Raw genomic sequence first — 17519 nt, 5'->3', positions numbered from 1 at the left:
GCATTTCCGGTGCCATTCCGCAACCGGTCGTCTGGTCAGTCCATCCTCGAAATGTCCGGGCCGGCGCCGAGCACAGCGATGAGCTTCGATAACACGGCTTGTCGCAAGCGTCACAATGACGCTCCACACAGGACTGTCACCAGCCTCGATACCGTGTTGCCGGATGGGGCGAGACACATCGTCGGCTCGCGTTGCGAAACATCAGACCAACGCGGCGGGTGTGGTGTCCATACCACTTCATCAACGGGGGACTAGACCAATTGAGCAGGCATCTAGAGATATCGATTGATCGGCAATCCCGGGTCCCGATCGCCCAGCAGACCCGCGACGCGATACGGCGAATGATCGAAGAGGACATGCTGCAACCGGAGACCCGGTTGCCCTCCAGCCGGCGGCTCGGCATCGACCTCGGTGTCTCACGCAGCGTGGTGGTGGAGGCGTACGAGCAGTTGATCGCCGAGGGGTACCTGGTCGCCCGGCGCGGCTCCGGGACCTCCGTCGCGCCCTCGGTGCGCCCGCCGCAGGACTCGGTGCTCGCGACGCCGCAGCGACCGGTCACCGCCCGGTGGGACCTGCGCACCGGCGGGTGCGACGCGTCGGCCTTCCCCCGGCAGGAGTGGCTGCGCTGCGTGACCGCGGTGATCAGCGCCGCGGGCCCGCGCGAGCTGGGATACGCCGCCCCCGCCGGCCTGCCCGCCGTCCGGCAGGCGGCCGCCGCCTACCTCAGCCGGGTGCGCGGCGTGCGGGCCCGCCCGGACAAGGTCATGATGACGGCCGGGTTCGCGCAGGGTCTCGCGCTGCTCTGCACGGTGCTGCGCGAACGCGGCCACGAGCTGGTGGCCGTGGAGGATCCGGGCCATCCCGGCGAGCGCCAGTTCATGTCCCGCGCCGGGCTGCGGCCCGTGAGCGTCGGAGTCGACGCCGACGGGATCGTCGTCGACGAGCTGTACCGCACGGGCGCCCGGGCGGTGGTGGTCACCCCGGCCTGCCAGTTCCCGACCGGCGTGCCGCTGGCCGCCCACCGCAAGGCCGAGCTGGTCGAATGGGCGCACCGCGTCGACGGCTTCGTCATCGAGGACGACTTCGAGAGCGCCTACGTGGCCGCCGCCGACCGGGCCCCGGCACTGCAGAGCCTGGCCCCCGACCGGGTGGTCTACGCCGGCAGCGCCAGCAAGGTCCTGGCACCGGCGCTGCGCCTGGGCTGGCTGGTGGTGCCGTACCCGCTGATGCCCGGGCTCGAATTCGTCAGGTCCAGCCGGGACTTCGGATACTCCGGGCTGGAACAGCTCGCGTTCGCCCGGTTCCTGGAGTCCGGCGCGTTCGACCGGCACCTGCGCCGCGTCCGCGATGAGATGCGCAAGCGGCGCGAGCAGGTCCTGGACGACGCCCTGCGGGTGCTGCCCGGTGTGCGGCCCCTCGGCGCCGACAGCGGTCTGCAGACCTACCTGGAGCTGCCCGCCGGGTGCGACGAGGCGGCGCTGGTCCGGGCCGCGCAGGCCCGGTCCGTGCTCGTGCACGGCGGCCAGTACTACCGGGTCCGCCGCGGGGACCGGCCGGGCGCCGTCGTCGTCAGCTACGCGACAGTGCACCGTCCCGGCCTGTCCCGGGCCATGGAGGCACTCGGCAGGGCATACCGTGATATATGCCGTGGCGGCGGTGGGATGCCGATACGGTGGAAACATCGCAGACCGGCCCTCGACGCCTGCACGCGTGGCGTCGTCGATGCCTGACACGTCCCGTAGGAAGACCGAGACATGCCCACGTTGCGTCGGGTCCGTGGTGGCGCGCGGCTCGGCGGTGCCTTCGCGCTCGCGGCGCTGATGGTGATCATCATGATCGGCGTCGCCATGAGCAGCGTCCGCGCGGAGGGCAGGGCGGACCGGCGGGCCGCCGAGTCGGCTGCGCTGCAACGCGACGCGTTCACTGCCCAGTTCCGTTCCGCCGACTTCAACGGCTGGCAGACCGCGTACGCGTTCGACGCGGTCCGGGGAGTGCCGGGCGCCACCGCCGACGACGGCGCCCAGCGGCGGCTGTTCCTGGCCTCGACGGCGGCGTTCCGGCAGGATCTGGCCCGGATCGGCACGCATCCGCTGACCGCGGCGCAACGGCGGCAGCTGGCCGTCGCCCAGGGCGCCTTCGACCGGTTCATGGAACTCGACGCGCAGATCGTGGCCGCGTACCGGTCGGGCGATCCCGCCCGGATCGCGGTGGCCAACGATCTGGTCGCCGGTGCGGAGATGCAATTGTTCGGCACCGCCGCCGGCGCCGTACAGCAGCTCGCCGAGCTGGCCCGCGCCGGCGCCGACGCGGACGCCGCCGAAGCGTCGCGCACGGGATCCCGGGCAGTGACCGTACTGGTGATCGTCGGTGTGGTGTGCCTGCTGATCGCCGTCGCGCTGGCCGTGCTGGCCACCCGAACCATCGCCAACGTGGCACGGCACAAGGCGATGCTGGCCGGCGTCGTCGAGCAGTCCACCGCGGCGACGATGGCCATGGCTCTGGACGGCACCATCACGGCGTGGAACACCGCCGCCGAGCGCATCTACGGCTTCACCCCTGACGAGGCCATCGGCCGCGACCCGACGATCTTCATGTTGCCGAGCCGGCAGCACCTGATCCGCGTCACGCTCAGCGAGGTGGCCGCAGGGCGTCAACTCCACATCGAGGGCGCCCCGCGCCTGCGCAAGGACGGCAGCCAGATCAGAGTGTCGACCACCATCGTGCCGATCCGGGACGAGATCGGTGTGGTCGTCGGCGCCGCCGTCACCGAGAACGACGTCACCGCCCGCATGCAACGCCAGGCCGAGGAGCAACTCAACAAGGAACACGCGGCGCGGACCGCCCGGCTGGAGAGCCTCGGCCAGCTCGCCGGAGGCGTCGCGCACGACTTCAACAACCTGCTGGCCATCATTCTCAACTGCGCCGAATTCGTCGCCGAGGAGACCGGTGAACAGGTGGCGGGGGACCTGGCCCGGATCCGTGACGCCGCCGAGCGGGGCCGGGCCCTGACCAGCCAGCTGCTGCTGTTCGCCAAGCGCGAATCGACCCACGCCGGGAACGTCGACCTCAACTCGGCCGTCACGGGCGCCAAGGACCTGCTCGCCCGGACCATGGGCGCCACCATCACCCTGAGTTTCACGATGTACGACGGCACCCTGCCCGTGCACACCGACCGTGGGCGGCTCGGCCAGATCCTGCTCAACCTCGTGATCAACGCCCGCGACGCGATGCCCGACGGAGGCATCATCGAGGTCAAGACCGACCTCGTGGAACTGGCCGAGGGCGCGGTCATGCCGCTGCCCGCCGGGCACTACGCCCGGCTGACCGTCAGCGACACCGGCGTCGGCATGAGCGCCGAGGTCCGGGACCGGTTGTTCGAGCCGTTCTTCACCACCAAGCCGTCCCAGAAGGGCACCGGCCTCGGCCTCGCCATGGTCTACGGCATCGTCCTGGACGCCGACGGCACCATCACCGTGGACTCCACCCCCGGCGTCGGCACCACCTTCCGGATCCTGCTGCCCCTCGTCGCCGAGCAGCCCGAGCCCGACGGGCAACCCACGCCGACCCCTGCCCGGGGAGAGGGAAACGGCGAGCGGGTCCTGGTGGTCGAGGACGAGGACACCGTACGCGACGTCGTGGCCCGCATCCTGACCCGCAACGGCTACCGCACCACCGCGGTCCGCGACGCCAACACCGCGCTGCGCATGGACCTCGACGACGTGGACCTTCTGATCACCGACATGATGCTGCCCGACCGTTCCGGCCCGGCGGTCGCCGACCAGGTGCACGCCCGGCACCCCGACCTTCCGGTGCTGTTCATTACCGGGCAGAGCGACCCCGTGGTGGTGCCGAGCAGCGCGTCCACCGCGGAGACCCGCATCCTGTACAAGCCCTTCACCGCCGTCGAACTGCTCAGCAACGTCGGCAGGGTACTCGAAGCCACGGGCCCGCGGCGGGGTTGACGGGGTCTTGCGCCGGGCCCGTACTGTGCCGTCGTGTCGAGATGTCTCCCAGCGTGGACACTGTGGAGGCCACGTGTCTGACGAGCGCCTGGTGGGCAGAGAGGCGGAGCTCGCGGCCCTCGATCTCGCCGCGGACCAGTTGGCAGAGGGCGACCCGGCCCGGCCGCTCGTGCTGCTGCTGGAGGGCGAACCCGGCATCGGAAAGACGGCGCTGTGGCAGCACGCGCTGCGCCGCCTGCGCCAGCGGGGTGTCCGGCTGCTGGTGTGCCGGATGGGGGAGCGGGAGTCCAACCTGTCGTTCGCGGGCCTCACCGACCTGGTCGGCGCGGTTCCCGACGCGGTGCTCGGTGGGCTTCCCGCGCCGCAGCGGCGGGCGCTCGATGCGGCCCTGCTGCGGGCCGCCCCGGACGGTGCGCCACCCGACCCGCGGGCGGTCAACCTGGCCACGCTGACCGTGGTCCGCCTGCTCGCCGCGGCCGGGCCGGTGGTGCTGGCCGTCGACGACGCCCAATGGTGTGATCCGGCCACCGCCGACGCTCTCCGGTTCGTGGTCCGGCGGATCGGCCGGGAGCCGGTGGGACTGCTCGCCACCATGCGTACGTCCGGCGCCGGTGCCCGGCCGTCGCCCGCGTGGCTCGACGCGTCGGTCGACGCCGACCGGGTGCGACGGGTGGCACTGGGCCCGCTGAGCCCGGCCGAGCTGTACCGCCTGATCCGGGCGCGGACCGTCCTGCGGCCCGCCAAACCCGACCTGTTGCGGCTGGCCGGGGCGAGCGCGGGCAACCCGCTGTTCGCGCTGGAACTGGCCCGGACGGTCGCCCGCGCGGGATGGCCGGACCCGACGGCCCGGCTCCCGGTACCGACCACGGTGACCGGCGCGGTGGCCGCCACGGTGGCCGGGATGCCCGAACAGAGCCGGGAGACGCTGCTGATCGCCGCGGCGCTGCGCCATCCGACCACGGCGATGATCCGCGCCGCGCTGGAGCTGCCGGGGTCGGTGACGCCGGGGCTGGCGGCGGCCGAGGAGAGCGGCATGGTCGAGGTCCGCGACGGGCGGGTCGGCTTCACCCATCCCCTGTACGCGTCCGCTGTGTACTCGTCCGCCGCGACCGAGCGGCGCCGGGCGGTGCACGCCCGGCTGGCCGGCGTCGTCACCGACCTCGACCAGCGGGCATGGCACCTCGCCCTGGCCGGCGACGGCCCGGACGCCGGGGTCGCCACCGTGCTGGCCGAGGCGGCCCGCCAGACGCAGGCGCGCGGCGCACCGGCCATGGCCGCCGAGCTGTGGCGCCTCGCCGTGCATCGCACCACCCCGGGCGATCCGCGGGCGTCCGAGTGGGCGGTGTCGGGGGCGGAGTGCCTGTTCTCGGCCGGTGACGCGGACGGCGCCCGCGACGTGCTGGACCGTGCCGTCGCCGAACTGCCCGCGGGGCACGCGCGGGCCCGGGCACTGCTGTGGCTGGGGTCGATCCTGTTCTACCAGGGCAGCCCGCGGGACGCGGTCGCGGCGCTGCGCCGGGCGATCCCCGAGGCCGTCGGCGACCCGCTGCTCACCGGCATGCTGCACCTGCGGGTCTCCTGGTTCGCGGACTACGACACCGACCTGCGGGTGAACGCCGCGCGGCAGTCGCAGCGCCTGCTACCGGCGAGCGCCGGCGCCGAACTGCGCGCCTGCGCGACGATCGCCGGGGAGTACTTCGGCTTCCTGGCGGGCCGGGGCATCGACGTCGGGAACCTCGAAGCGGGCTGGGCGATGCTGCCCGAACGGGACTTCTCGTGGGAGGTGGAGTGGGCCCGCTCGATGTTCCACCTCTGGGCCAAGAGCTTCGACATCCACCGCGGCCGGGCCGGCTGGCTGACCAAGTACGAGCGGGCGTACGAGATCGGTGACGAACCGGCGGTCCCGCACGCGCTGCTGCACCTCGTCGAGATCGAATGCTGGCTCGGCAACCTCGACCTGGCGGCCCGCTACGTGGCCGAGATGGCGGTCACCAACGACCAGACCGGTCAGCGCCGGTGGCGCGGCCAGACCCTGTACGCCACGGCGCTGGTCGCGGCGATCCGGTGGGCACCCGACGACGCGGTGGCCGCCGCCAGGGAGGGGCTGGCGCTCGCCGAGGAACTGCCCGACGCCGTGGCGGCCGCCCTGCACCTGTCCGTGCTCGGCTACGTGGAGCTGTCCCGCGGCGCCGCCGAGGCCGCCGACGCGTACCTCACCCGGGCCGCGCACCTGGTCGCGGAGATGGGGATGCGGGAACCGGCCCGGTACACCTTCTTCGCCGACCAGGTGGAGGCCGCGCTGCTGCTCGGCGACGTCGAGCGGGCCACCGGGCTGACGGCGGACCTGGGGGAACGGGCGGCGCGGTCGCCGTACCCGTATCTGGTGGGGATGGCCGCCCGCAGCCGGGCGCTGGTCGCGCTGGCGGTCGGTGACCTGGACGCGGCCGCGGCCGCGGCGCAGGCCGCCGTCGGTGCCTGCGCGGCCGGTCCGCTGGCCCTGGAACTCGCCCGCGGCCAGCTGGTCCAGGGCATCGTGTTGCGGCGCCGGCGGGAGCGGCGCGCGGCCCGGCAGGCGCTGACCGCGGCGCAGGTGTCCTTCACCCGCCTGGGTGCGGTGCCGTGGGCCGCGCGGGCCGCCGCCGAGTTGCAGGCGCTCGGGCTGCGGCCGTCGTCGTCGACCGGGCTGACCCCGGCCGAGCAGCGGGTGGCGGATCTGGTCGCCCGGGGACGGACCAACGACGAGGTGGCGGCGGCGCTGTTCCTGAGCCCGCGCACGGTCGAGTCGCACCTGCACCGCATCTATCCCAAGCTCGGCGTGCGATCGAGGACGGAGCTGGCCCGCGTCGTGTCCGGACAGCCGTGAGCCGCCGTGCTCACGGGACCGCGAAATCCGGGCGACGGTCGAGCCGGGCGCGGACCGCGTCGGAGCCGAACCGGTAGTCGATCTTCCGGGTGGCCTCTGCCCAGTCCGCCATCGTGCGCACCGGCGTGAGCGTCTCGACGACGTACGGGTGGTGCCACCGGTCGATGGAGCGGCGCCACAGCTCGGCCGGCGGGTCGGTGAGGATGTTGCCCACCGTGCCCTCGTACGCGGGCATCGCCCGGACGGCGCCGTCCGGCTCGATCTGCATGGCGGGGAAGAACTTGCCGCTGCGGATGTGCTCGGGATGCATCTGCAGGGACAGGTTGTCGGTCACGGTGACGTGCACCGTGCCCGGCGCCAGCTCCTGCAGCCGCTCGGCCTGCTCCGGGCTGCCCATCAGCCGCGTCTGCGCCTCGGTGAGCAGTTCGTGTGCGGCGAAACCGGGACGGCTGGCCAGCCCTTCCGGCACCACGGCGCCGAAGGACAGGAACGACAGTGCGGGGAACCGCGGCGCGATCCGGGTGCAGAACTCGTCGAGTTCGTCGACGGTGCTGCGGACGACGACACTGTCGATGCCGAACACCGCGCCGGGCACCGAGGCGGCGGCCGCGTCGAGGCGGGCGAGTGTCTGCATCGCCCGGTCGAAGGAGCCGCGGCGCCCGCGGATCCGGTCGTGCGCCGCGCCGGTGGCGCCGTCGACGCTGACGCTCACCCGGAAGAACCGGCGCAGCAACTGCTCCGCCAGCTCCTCCGACACCGACCAGCCACCCGTGAACAGGGCCACCTTGATCCCGGCCGCGGTGAACCGCTCGACGACGTCGAACAGGCCGGGCACCAGCAGCGGCTCACCGCCGGCCAGGGAGATCCCCAGCGGCCGCATCGCGATGAGCGCGTCGGCCACCCGCAACAGGTCGGGCAGGTCGAGCTGGCGGGCCGGGCGGCGGCCCGACTCCGAGTAGCAGTGCACGCAGCGCAGCGGGCAGGCGTACGTGATGTCCCAGATGATTTCGAGCGGCTGGTCCGGGATCGCGGCGTTCACTCGCCCGCCGCCGTCGGGTCCAGGACGACGAACGGGTGCCCGTCCGGGGCGCCCGCCGGCGTCGACGTGAGCGCCATCCGGGGGAACCGCGCCGCCATCGTGTCGATGACCATCCGCATCTGGCTGCGGGCCAGCGCGGCCCCGAGGCAGTGCTTGTGCCCCAGGCCGAAGGCCAGGTGCGGGTGGGCCGGCCGGTCCGGGTCGAACGTGTCAGGCGCCGGGAACGGGCCCGGGTCGCGGTTCGCGGCGACCAGCGCGCAGTGCACGGGGGTGCCCTCCGCCAGCGGCTCGCCGTTCAGCTCCGCCCCCGCCTGCGAGTAGCGTGTCGCCAGCATCGCTGGCGTGATCAGTCGCAGCAGTTCCTCCACGGTGGTCCGCGACAACTCGGGCTCGGCCGCCAGCCGCGTCCAGAGACTCCGATGGCGCAGCAGCACCTCCAGGCCGCCGCCGAGCAGCCGGGTGACCGGGTGGTGACCGGCGATGAGCAGCAACCGTACGGCGGACAGGATGTCGTCGTCGGTGCCGACGGAGGTCATCGCACTGATCAGATCCGTCCGGGGCCGGGCGCGCCGTTCGGCGATCAGCGCGGTCAGGTACCCGGCCAGAGCGACCCCGGCGGACTCCGTCACCGGGACGCCCGCGCCCGACTCCGCGAGCCAGCCGAGCATGTAGTCGCCGACGTACCGGCGGCCGTCCGGCGGGACGCCCAGCAGTTCGCAGAGCACGGCCACGGGCAGCGGGACCGCGAACTCCGTGACGAAGTCCACGGGCTCGCCCGGCGGCAGGCCGTCCAGCAGCGTGTCGATCTCGTGCTGGATGCGCGGGGCCAGCTCGGCCACCCGGCGCGGGGTGAGCCGCCCGCCGATCAGGCGGCGCAGCCGCTCATGCTGCGGGTCGGGCAGGAAGAACAGGTCCTCCTCGTCGAGCAGCTCGCCCGATCCGCCCTGCGGCGCGCGGGCCTGCGGCGGCACCCCGCGCAGCCGCGGGTCGACCAGGGCGCCGACGGTCGCGTCGTAGCCGGTCAGCAGCCAGCCGTGCTCCCACCCGCCGAAGTCGACAGCGTGCGCCGCGCCGGACGCGCGCATCTCCGCGAGTCGCTGGTGATCGCGCAGCGCCCCGGCGGGGAACAGCGGCGGACCGGTGGGGGCGGCGGTGTCGGGCGGGGTCGCCATGGGAACTCCTCGTGCGGGTACGAATACGTCAGGATGCGGGGGCCAGGAACTGCGTGGCGGCCAGCTCGGCGTACAGCGGGTCGGTGCCGACCAGGTCGCTGTGGTTGCCCGCCGCGCGGACGGTGCCGCCGTCGATGACGAAGATCCGGTCGGCCAGGGTGACCGTGGACAGCCGGTGCGCCACGACGAGCACCGTCGTGGAGCGGGCGACGTCGGCCACGGTGTCGCGCAGCGCCGCCTCGTTCGCCGCGTCCAGCTGGGAGGTCGCCTCGTCCAGCAGCAGCAGGCGGGGCCGGCGCAGCAGGCTGCGGGCGATCGCGACCCGCTGCCGTTCACCGCCGGACAACTTCACGCCGCGGTGCCCGACCGCGGTGTCGAGCCCCTGCGGCAGGCGCGCCACCAGGTCGGTCAGCCGGGTGGTACGCAGGACCTCCCGCAGGTCGTCGTCGGTGGCGTCGGGCTGGCCGAACAGCAGGTTGTCCCGCAGCGTGCCGGACAGCACGGGGGAGTCCTGCTCCACGTACCCGATCGCGGCGCGCAGCGCGGCCAGCGGCAGGGTGCGTACGTCGGCGCCGTCGAGCAGGATCCGCCCGGCGGTGGGCTCGTAGAACCGTTCGATGAGCGAGAACAGCGTGGTCTTGCCGGCCCCGGACAGTCCCACGAACGCGGTGGTGCCACCGGCCGGGACGCGGAACGTCAGGCCCCCGTGCACCGGCGTCAGCTCGGGCGAGTAGCGGAAATGCACGCCGTCGAACTCGACGGCCGCGGGTTGCGCACCCGGCGCGGGCAGCGGCGCCGGTGGCCCGGCCGGCTCGGCGGGCAACTGTTCGGCCTGCCGGATCCGGGAGATCGCCGCCGCACCGATCTGGTACTGGCTGACCGCACCGACCAGCGAGTGCACGGACGGCACCAGGTAGTAGACGTACATGAGGAACGCGATCAGGCCGCCCACCTCGATCGCCCCGGAGGCGACCCGCGCCCCGCCGACGATCAGCACGACGAAGAACGCCAGCTGGATGGTGCTCTCGGCGACGCTGCCGCCGATCGCCAGCCATTTCGCCGCGCGTACGCTGGCCCGCCACGTGTCGTCGGCGGCCGCGCCGATCGCCGCCTCCTCGCGGTGTTCGGCGCCGGACGCCTTCACCGTGCGCAGCGCGCCGAGCGCCCGCTCCAGCGCGGCACCCATCCGGCCCACGTGTTCCTGGGTGTCCCCGCTGGCCCGGTTGACCTTCGGCATCACGACCCGGATCACGACCAGCGCCAGCGCCAGCATCGCGGCCGTGACCGCGAACAACACCGGATCGAGTACGGCCATGACGGTGGCCGTGGCGATCAGCAGCGCCCCGCCGGTCACCGCACCGACCAGCGAGTCCGTGGCGAGCTGGCGCAGCAGCACGGTGTCCGCGGTGACCCGCGACATCAGGTCGCCGGGTTCCGCCGCGTCCAGGGCGGTGATCCGCAGCCGCAGCAGATGCGCGATCAGCCTGCGCCGCGCGGTACGCACGACGGTTTCCCCGGCGCGGCGCAGCAGGTACTCGCCGAGCGGCGCCAGCACCGCCGACACGACGACGAGCAGGCCCATCAGCAGCAGGGGCGTGGTCACCGGGCGGCCGGCGCCCAGGTCGTCGACGAGCCGCGCGACGACCAGCGGCAGCGCCAGCCCGGCGGCCCCGCTGAGCAGTCCCAGGACGCCGCCGGCGGCGAGTTCGCGGCCGCACGGGCGAAGGTGACCCAGCAGGACCCGCCAGGCCGGCGCGCTGGGTGGCGTAGACACGTCCACGTTTCCTCACGATCGTGTTCTGGTCCCGGCCGGGTGCCGGGGGACCGGCTGGATCCCCCGGCACCCGTGCTGGGGCTTAGTTGCAGGTGCCCTTGTACGACGTGACGTGGCTGTAGCACGGGTGTGCCGCCAGCGTCGACTCAGCCTCCAGGCTCTGCAGGTCGAGAACGAATGCCATGGTGTTCACCTCCTCTCGTCCGCCTCGAACGCGGGCGACCGCAGATCGAGAGCGGGGATGATGGCCGCGTTCGGTCCGAACGCGACACCCAGGGCGGCCAGGATCCCGGCCCCGCCGGTGGCCAGATCCATGGACAGCCGCAGCAACTGGTTGCCGGGGAACGCCAGCTGTCCCCGGTGGGACAGGGCGTGCCAGCCGAGGCGGCGCACGTGGGCCCGGATCAGCGGGCGGTCCTCGGGCACCGCGAGCAGGCGGAGCGCGGCGATGGTGCCGGCCCGGCCCTCGAACAGGAACGGGTGGCGCACGAACACGGCGCGGCAGGCCGTACGGACGCCGTCGATCGCCGCGGGAAAGCCGTCGCGGGCGGCCCGGTCGGCGTCGGCGTGGGCGAGGTAGCGGGCCAGCACCAGGGCCAGGCCGCTGCTGCCCGTACCCAGGTAGGTGAGGTACCGGTTCGCTTCGAGTAGCTGGAACGTGCCGTCGGGCAGGAACCGGCCCTGCGCGACCTCGCGGCGCAGCGCCTCGGCGGCCAGCTCCAGCATGCGCGGATCGCCGGTCCGGCGGTGCAGGTCGAGCAGGTACAGGGCGACGCCGGTCAGCCCGTGCTGCAGGCCCACGCGGCGGAACGGGACTTCGCCGGTCAGCATGTCGCCGAGCCGGTGCCCCACGTCCACCGCCTCCGACAGCAGCGCCTCGTCGCCGCAGGAGTCGGCGAAGTGCAGCAGGGAGAAACCGGCGCCCGCGAGCCCACCGTGGACACCGGGGGTGGCGAGGTCGAGCTTCCGGGCCCGGTCGCACACCTCGCGCGCGGCGTCGGGGCGGCCCAGCACGTCCAGGACGACCGCGGCGCCGTGCAGCCCGTCGAGCAGGCCGGGCCGGGGATCGGTGGCGCGGGCCGCGGCGGCGGCGAGCCAGTCCATCAGCTCCGCCGGCACCTCGGCGCCGGCCTGGTGCAGGGCCCACAGCACCCCGGCCGCGCCGTATGCCACAGGGAAACCGCCGGTGGCGAACTGCTGCGGGTCGCCGGGGAAGAGCCGGTCCGTACGCTCCGGTGTCGCACTGGCCAGGATGCCCCGCACGATCGAGTCACGGATCCGGGGCCAATCCGGCTCCTCGGCGCCCAGCAGCCGGGCCGGCCCGTCGTCGCCGAGCGGACCGTGGGCGGCGGTGAACCGGCGCACCAGCCGCGCCCCGAACGCCTTCGGTACGGCGAACTCCTCGGTGATGTCCTCGGTGAGGCTGGCCAGCTTCACCGGGTCGCGCTCGGTCAGCGGGCTGATCGGCAGGAACATCCACTGGCGCAGGCAGTCCAGGACGTAGGCGTCGGCGGCCCGGCCGGTGAGGCCCGCCGGTGCCTCGAATCCCGGCGCGGCCAGCCCCGGCTGGCCGGTGTCGTCGAGGTCACCGGCGATCTCGAAGTCGACCAGGACGACACGGCCGTCCGGCCGGACCATGATGTTGGCCGGGTGCAGGTCGCCGAAGCGGACGCCCCTGGCGTGCACGGCCGACAGCGCGTGGTCGACGCGGGCCAGCATGTCCGTCGCCCACCGGACGTAGGCGGACCGCGCCTCGGGCGTCGCGTCCGGCCCGACCAGTGGGTAGCGGTCGAAGACCTCCGCCATCAGGGTCTGGCCCTCGATGTACTCCTCGACCAGGAACTCGTGCTCCCACACCACGAAGTGGCCGAGCAGGCGCGGCACGCAGTCCAGCCCGTCGAGTCGGGCCAGCATGGTGCGTTCGACCGCGAGGCGGGCCACCGCGTCCAGGCCGTTGCCGTCCAGACCCGCGTACGGGCGCGCCTCCCGTAACACCACGTGACCGTCGCCGTCCTGCGGCGTCGCCAGGTAGATCCCGCCGCCGTTGGAGAAGTGCAGCGGCCGTTCGATCCGGTACGGGAACTGCTCGGCGCCGCCCGCCGCGCGCCGGGCCAGCGACTCGTGCAGCACCGGTGGTGGTGTCACCCACGACGGAATCGTGAACCGGGGGGACCTGTCGTCGGGGACCAGCCGTCCGCCGGGTTCCCGGATCGCGTACACCGGCTCACCGTTCGGGCCCGGACAGGTCATCGCCTGGAAGGCGCCGTAGCGCACGTACACAGGGGAGTCCTCGTAGCGCAGGTCGCTGAGGATGTAGGGGCCGGTGTGGCCGCGCAACATCCCGGCCAGGTCCGGCAGGGTCCGGGCGAGCTGTTCCTCGTCGCGCGGGTACAGCGCGAGCAGCTTGCCGCTGGCGCCCCGCGCCACGTGCTTGGAGTTGAGCAGTTGCACCGCGGCCCGGCTGCGCAGGAACTTCACGGCGATGCCGTGGCGCAGGCAGTAGTCGACGACCGTGTCGCACACCGCGCCCGCGGTGTCCGGCGTCGCGCTGACGTGGACCTTCCAGCCCTGCTCCGGCAGTTCGGCGCCGGGCGGCTCCAGCACGACCCACAGGTCCTGCTCACGGGCGTGCCAGCCGTCGGGCAGGGCCCGGTCGGCGGTCGCGAACCGGCTGTCGGTGTCGCGCATGCGCGCGGGTGTCTCGAAGAAGTCGGGATCGGCCTGGCAGTAGTCGAGCAACTGCGGGATCGCGTCCTGCACGGACAGTTCCTCCTCGGTGGCGGACGGACGGTGCGGTCTCGTCCGCCGGTCAGGGGTCGAGCACGACGGGGAGGGCGAGCAGGTAGCGGACCCGGTTCTGGCGGTAGTCCAGTCCGGCGCCGTCGTCGGCGATCCGCAGCCGGGGGAACCGCCGCGCGAGGGTGCCGAACGCGACCCGGGCCTGCACGCGGGCCACGGCCGCGCCGACGCAGTAGTGGTGCCCGTGACCGAACGCGAGGTGCGGGTTCGGATCCCTGTCGATCCGCAGGCTTCCCGGATCGTCCAGGCGCGACGGGTCGTGGTTGGCGGCCACCAGCGACGCCGCGACCAGGCTCCCGGCCGGGATCGTGCGGTCGCCGACGGCCAGCGGCGCGGTGACGTGGCGGGCGAGCCCGAGCGGGAACGGCGTGATGAAGCGCAGCAGCTCCTCCACGGCCGATGCGACCAGTTCCGGGTCGGCCGCCAGCCGCTGCCACTGCCCCGGCGCCTGCAGGAGGGCGGCGACGCCGCTGCCGAGCAGCGTGGTGGGCGCGCGGTGGCCGCCGACCATCAGCCACCGCGCCGCCGAGACCAGCGCCGCCTCGTCCAGCGCGTCGCCCTCGGCGAGGATCACCGCGCTGATGAGGTCGTCGGCGGGCGCGGCCCGCTTCGCGGCGATCAGCCCGCTCAGGTACGCGTCGACGTCCGGGTGCGGGTCGGGCGGGATCGCGGTCATCCGCCTGATCAGCCAGTCCTCGATGTAGTCGCGGTCGCCCTCCGGTATGCCGAGCAGCTCGCACAGCACGACGATCGGCAGCGGGCGGGCGAACGCCGTCATCAGGTCGGTGACGGCCGCCGGGTCGATCGCGTCGAGCAGCCGGTCCGTCTCCCGCTGGATCCGCGGGCGCAGCAGTTCGGCCCGCCGGGGGGTGAGGTGCTGTGCGACCAGCCGGCGCAGCAGGGCGTGCAGCTCGCCGTCGACGGTCACCAGGTCCTGTTCGCCGCGGTGGGCGGGGCCGGGACCCGGTGCCGCCAGCCGGAAGCCGGCGGTCATCTCGGGGCCGCCGATCAGCGCCGGATCGGCCAGCGTGGTGGTCGTGACGTCGTGCCCGGTCAGCACCCACGTCGCCGCCGGTGCGGCCAGCGACAGCCGGTGGACCGGTCCGGCCGCACGCAACCGTCCCATGATGTCGGGTTCGTTGAGCATCGTGGGGGTCAGCGCGGTCAGGCGCACCGGGCAGGTGTCGCCGGTGTGCGGCTCGTCCGCGAGCCCGGCCAGGAAGGGACGCAGCCGGGACCAGGCGGCTGCCCCGCTGTCCTCCGGCAGCGTCAGTACCGGGCAGGCGAGATCGTCCTCGGAGTACCCGCCCGCCTCAGCGGCCGGGAAGTCCACCGCGATCACGCCCGCCACGCGTTCCGGGTGCCGGTCCGCGACGGTCAGGCAGGCGGCCGCGATCGCTCCGGAACCGGCGATGACCAGCCGATCGGCGGTTTCGGGCCGGGCGAGGAGGTCGGTGATCCGATCCGCGAGGGCGTCCGGGGTGGATTCCGGGGCGGGCAACGGGACCGTGGCGACCCGCCAGCCCGCGCCGACGCCGTCGACGAACAGCCGCTCGGTGGGCGTGCCACCGATGAGCAGCAGCGTTGTCGGACGGTCAAGATCAGTCGGCATGGGTGGAGAGTGTCAACCGGCCCCGTGCGCGCGCATCAGTGGAAACACGTAAATGCATCGATGGTGCAGGGTTCTCTCGGCCGGCCCGCGACGCCGAGGCGTTCACCCCTTCGACGCACCATCGCCACAAAAGCCGCATAGATTCCCATCGTTGCTCGTCTGTGGACGGCGGCACCGCCGCCCGCACCTTCTCCGAAGGGGACACCATGAGATCCCGCATCACCATCGCCGCGGCCGCCGCGCTCGGCGCCCTGGCGGCCGTGCCCGCCGCGCCGGCCCTGGCTGCCGCACCCAGGACGTTCGCCACGTCCGTCTCCGGCGCGTGCGACACCGTCACCGGCGAGTGGGTCGTCGACTGGGCGATCACCAACCAGTCGGACACCAGCGCGCTGCTCATCGTGGTGGAGTCGACCCCGCCCGGCTCCCGCCTCAGCAGCCTCCCGGCGCCGCAGGGCGGCGCCACCACGCACGCCATCCAGCGCATTCCCGGCGACAGCCCCGGCGCCCGCCTGTCCTACATCGCCGTGTGGACCGACTATCCGGGCGGCAGCTACATGAGCACGACGGACTTCACGGCTCCCGGCCCGTGCGAACAGGCTCCCGCGTAGCCCGGCCCGGGTGACCGGACGCGGCGACGGCGGGGACGAAACCCCGCCGTCGCCGTCCCGCCCGGTGGGCGGTCAGTTGACCTTGCGTTCGTGACCCGACCAGTACGGTTCGCGGAGCTTGAACTTCTGGATCTTGCCGGTGGCGGTACGCGGCAGCGCGTCGAGGAACTCCACCCGCTTGGGGCACTTGAAACCGGCCAGGTGATCCCGGCAGTGGGTGATGACGTCCTCGGCGGTGAGCGGGCTGCCGTCGGTGACCACCAGCGCGGTGACCAGCTCACCCCACGTGTCGTCGGGGATGCCGATCACGGCGGCCTCCCGGATCGCCGGGTGGGAGATGAGCGCGTCCTCGACCTCGATCGAGGAGACGTTCTCACCGCCGGTGATGATGACGTCCTTCTTCCGGTCGGAGATCGTCAGGTAGCCGTCGGTGAGCGTGCCGCCGTCGCCGGTGTGGAACCAGTTCCCGTCCTGCGCCCGCGCGGTCTCCTCCGGGTTGTCCCAGTACCCCTCCAGGTTGGTGTTGGACCGGGCCAGCACCTGGCCGTCGTCGTCGATGCTGATCCGGGTGCCGAGCGCGGGCGCGCCGGCCCGGCCGAGCAGGCGGGCCTGCTCGTGCGGGTCGAGGTCGGCCCACTCGGCGCGCATCCGGTTGACAGTCAGCAGCGGCGAGGTCTCGGTCAGGCCGTAGATCTGGAGGAACTCCCAGCCCAGTTCGGCCCGGATCCGTTCGATGGTCCGGGTGGGCGGCGGGGCGCCGGCCACCACGATGCGTACGCGGTCCCGGCCCGGTATCTCCCCGTCCCACGTCGCGGCGGCGTCGAGTACGGCGGTGACCACCGCGGGCGCCGCGCACAGCAGGGTGACGCCGTGCCGGTCGATGCGGCGCAGGATCTCCGCGCCGTCGACCTTGCGCAGCACGATGTGCCGCCCACCGAGGCCGGTCAGCGCGTACGGCATGCCCCAGCCGTTGGCGTGGAACATCGGCAGCGTGTGCAGCAGCACGTCGGAGTCGGACAGCGTGATGTGCAGGCCGAACGTGACGGCGTTGAGCCACAGGTTGCGGTGCGTCAGCTGGACGCCCTTGGGCCGTGCCGTGGTGCCGGAGGTGTAGTTCAGCGTCGCGGTGGCCGACTCGTCGCCCGCCCACGGCGCCGGGTCGTCGGTGCTGCCGAAGACCGCGTCGTCGTCGCCGAGCGTGACGACGTGCTTCGCGGTGACCGTGTCCAACAGGTGCGTCAGCTCGGGGTCGACGAGCAGGACCTCGGCACCCGAGTGCTCCACGATGTACTTCACCTCGGGGGCCGACAACCGGAAGTTGACAGGAACGAGGACGCGGCCCCAGCCGGAGACCCCGAAGAACGACACCAGCATGCGGGCGGCGTTGTGCGACACGATCGCGACCCGGCCGCCGACCGGTACGCCCAGCGCGTCCAGGCCGGCGGCCTGGGACCGGGCCAGCCGGGCGACGTCCCGGTAGGTCAGCGATCCCCAGGAGGGAGCGGGTTGCTGCGGCTCGTCGACGACCGCGACACGGTCGGCGTACACCAGTTCGGCGCGGTCCAGGAAATCGCGTACGCCCAGATCGAAGAACACGTGCCGGTCCTTTCGCTCACTGACACCCCTGGTGATTCGGCGCTACGCCCTACGTTAGGGCATCCGAATCCCGCCACCGCGGACTCGACGCCGG

At 73.3% G+C, this 17519-nt stretch carries 10 protein-coding genes; 4 read left to right on the top strand and 6 right to left on the bottom strand.

All coding sequences use genetic code 11. The features are described 5' to 3' along the window. The first annotated feature begins 218 nt into the window (after positions 1 to 218). The 3 genes from ACMCNN_RS17570 (at position 219) to ACMCNN_RS17560 (ending at position 6825) form a co-directional block, all read left to right on the top strand. Positions 219 to 1730, top strand: coding sequence for a PLP-dependent aminotransferase family protein (locus ACMCNN_RS17570; RefSeq protein ID WP_412747203.1), 1512 nt, complete (start codon positions 219 to 221; stop codon positions 1728 to 1730). Positions 1731 to 1754: 24 nt separating this feature from the next. Then, positions 1755 to 3962, top strand: coding sequence for an ATP-binding protein (locus ACMCNN_RS17565; RefSeq protein WP_412741582.1), 2208 nt, complete (start codon positions 1755 to 1757; stop codon positions 3960 to 3962). A gap of 73 nt (positions 3963 to 4035) precedes the next feature. Beyond that, the gene (locus ACMCNN_RS17560; RefSeq protein WP_412741581.1) at positions 4036 to 6825 is read left to right on the top strand and encodes an ATP-binding protein; all 2790 of its coding nucleotides are present in this window, start codon (positions 4036 to 4038) and stop codon (positions 6823 to 6825) included. Between the two features lie 10 nt (positions 6826 to 6835). Here the strand turns inward: ACMCNN_RS17560 and ACMCNN_RS17555 are convergent, their stop codons facing one another. The 5 genes from ACMCNN_RS17555 to ACMCNN_RS17535 form a co-directional block, all read right to left on the bottom strand. Next, positions 6836 to 7864 (bottom strand): radical SAM protein, encoded by a 1029-nt coding sequence (locus ACMCNN_RS17555; protein WP_412741580.1) that lies wholly within the window; start codon positions 7862 to 7864, stop codon positions 6836 to 6838. Next, on the bottom strand, positions 7861 to 9036 hold the full coding sequence (locus ACMCNN_RS17550) for a cytochrome P450 (RefSeq protein WP_412741579.1): 1176 nt from the start codon (positions 9034 to 9036) through the stop codon (positions 7861 to 7863). Before ACMCNN_RS17550 ends, ACMCNN_RS17555 begins: the two co-directional genes overlap by 4 nt. Positions 9037 to 9064: 28 nt before the next feature. Further along, on the bottom strand, positions 9065 to 10810 hold the full coding sequence (locus ACMCNN_RS17545; protein WP_412741578.1) for an ABC transporter ATP-binding protein: 1746 nt from the start codon (positions 10808 to 10810) through the stop codon (positions 9065 to 9067). A gap of 189 nt (positions 10811 to 10999) precedes the next feature. Continuing rightward, complete coding sequence (lanKC, locus tag ACMCNN_RS17540) at positions 11000 to 13570, bottom strand: class III lanthionine synthetase LanKC (protein WP_412741577.1); 2571 nt, start codon at positions 13568 to 13570, stop codon at positions 11000 to 11002. 49 nt (positions 13571 to 13619) lie between these two features. Beyond that, positions 13620 to 15221, bottom strand: coding sequence for a cytochrome P450 (locus tag ACMCNN_RS17535; RefSeq protein ID WP_412741576.1), 1602 nt, complete (start codon positions 15219 to 15221; stop codon positions 13620 to 13622). Positions 15222 to 15427: 206 nt separating this feature from the next. Here ACMCNN_RS17535 and ACMCNN_RS17530 point away from each other — a divergent pair, with 206 nt between their 5' ends. After that, positions 15428 to 15829: a hypothetical protein gene (locus ACMCNN_RS17530; protein ID WP_412741575.1), complete on the top strand. Its 402-nt coding sequence runs from the start codon at positions 15428 to 15430 to the stop codon at positions 15827 to 15829. Positions 15830 to 15901: 72 nt separating this feature from the next. Here ACMCNN_RS17530 and ACMCNN_RS17525 read toward each other — a convergent pair whose 3' ends face one another. Further along, positions 15902 to 17425, bottom strand: coding sequence for an AMP-binding protein (locus ACMCNN_RS17525; protein WP_412741574.1), 1524 nt, complete (start codon positions 17423 to 17425; stop codon positions 15902 to 15904). Positions 17426 to 17519: the final 94 nt, after the last annotated feature.

The sequence above is a fragment of the Krasilnikovia sp. MM14-A1004 genome (assembly GCF_047159485.1).
GTDB lineage: Bacteria > Actinomycetota > Actinomycetes > Mycobacteriales > Micromonosporaceae > Actinoplanes.
Note: the sequence above shows the minus strand (reverse complement) of the source record. Positions and strands in the feature narration are given on the sequence as shown.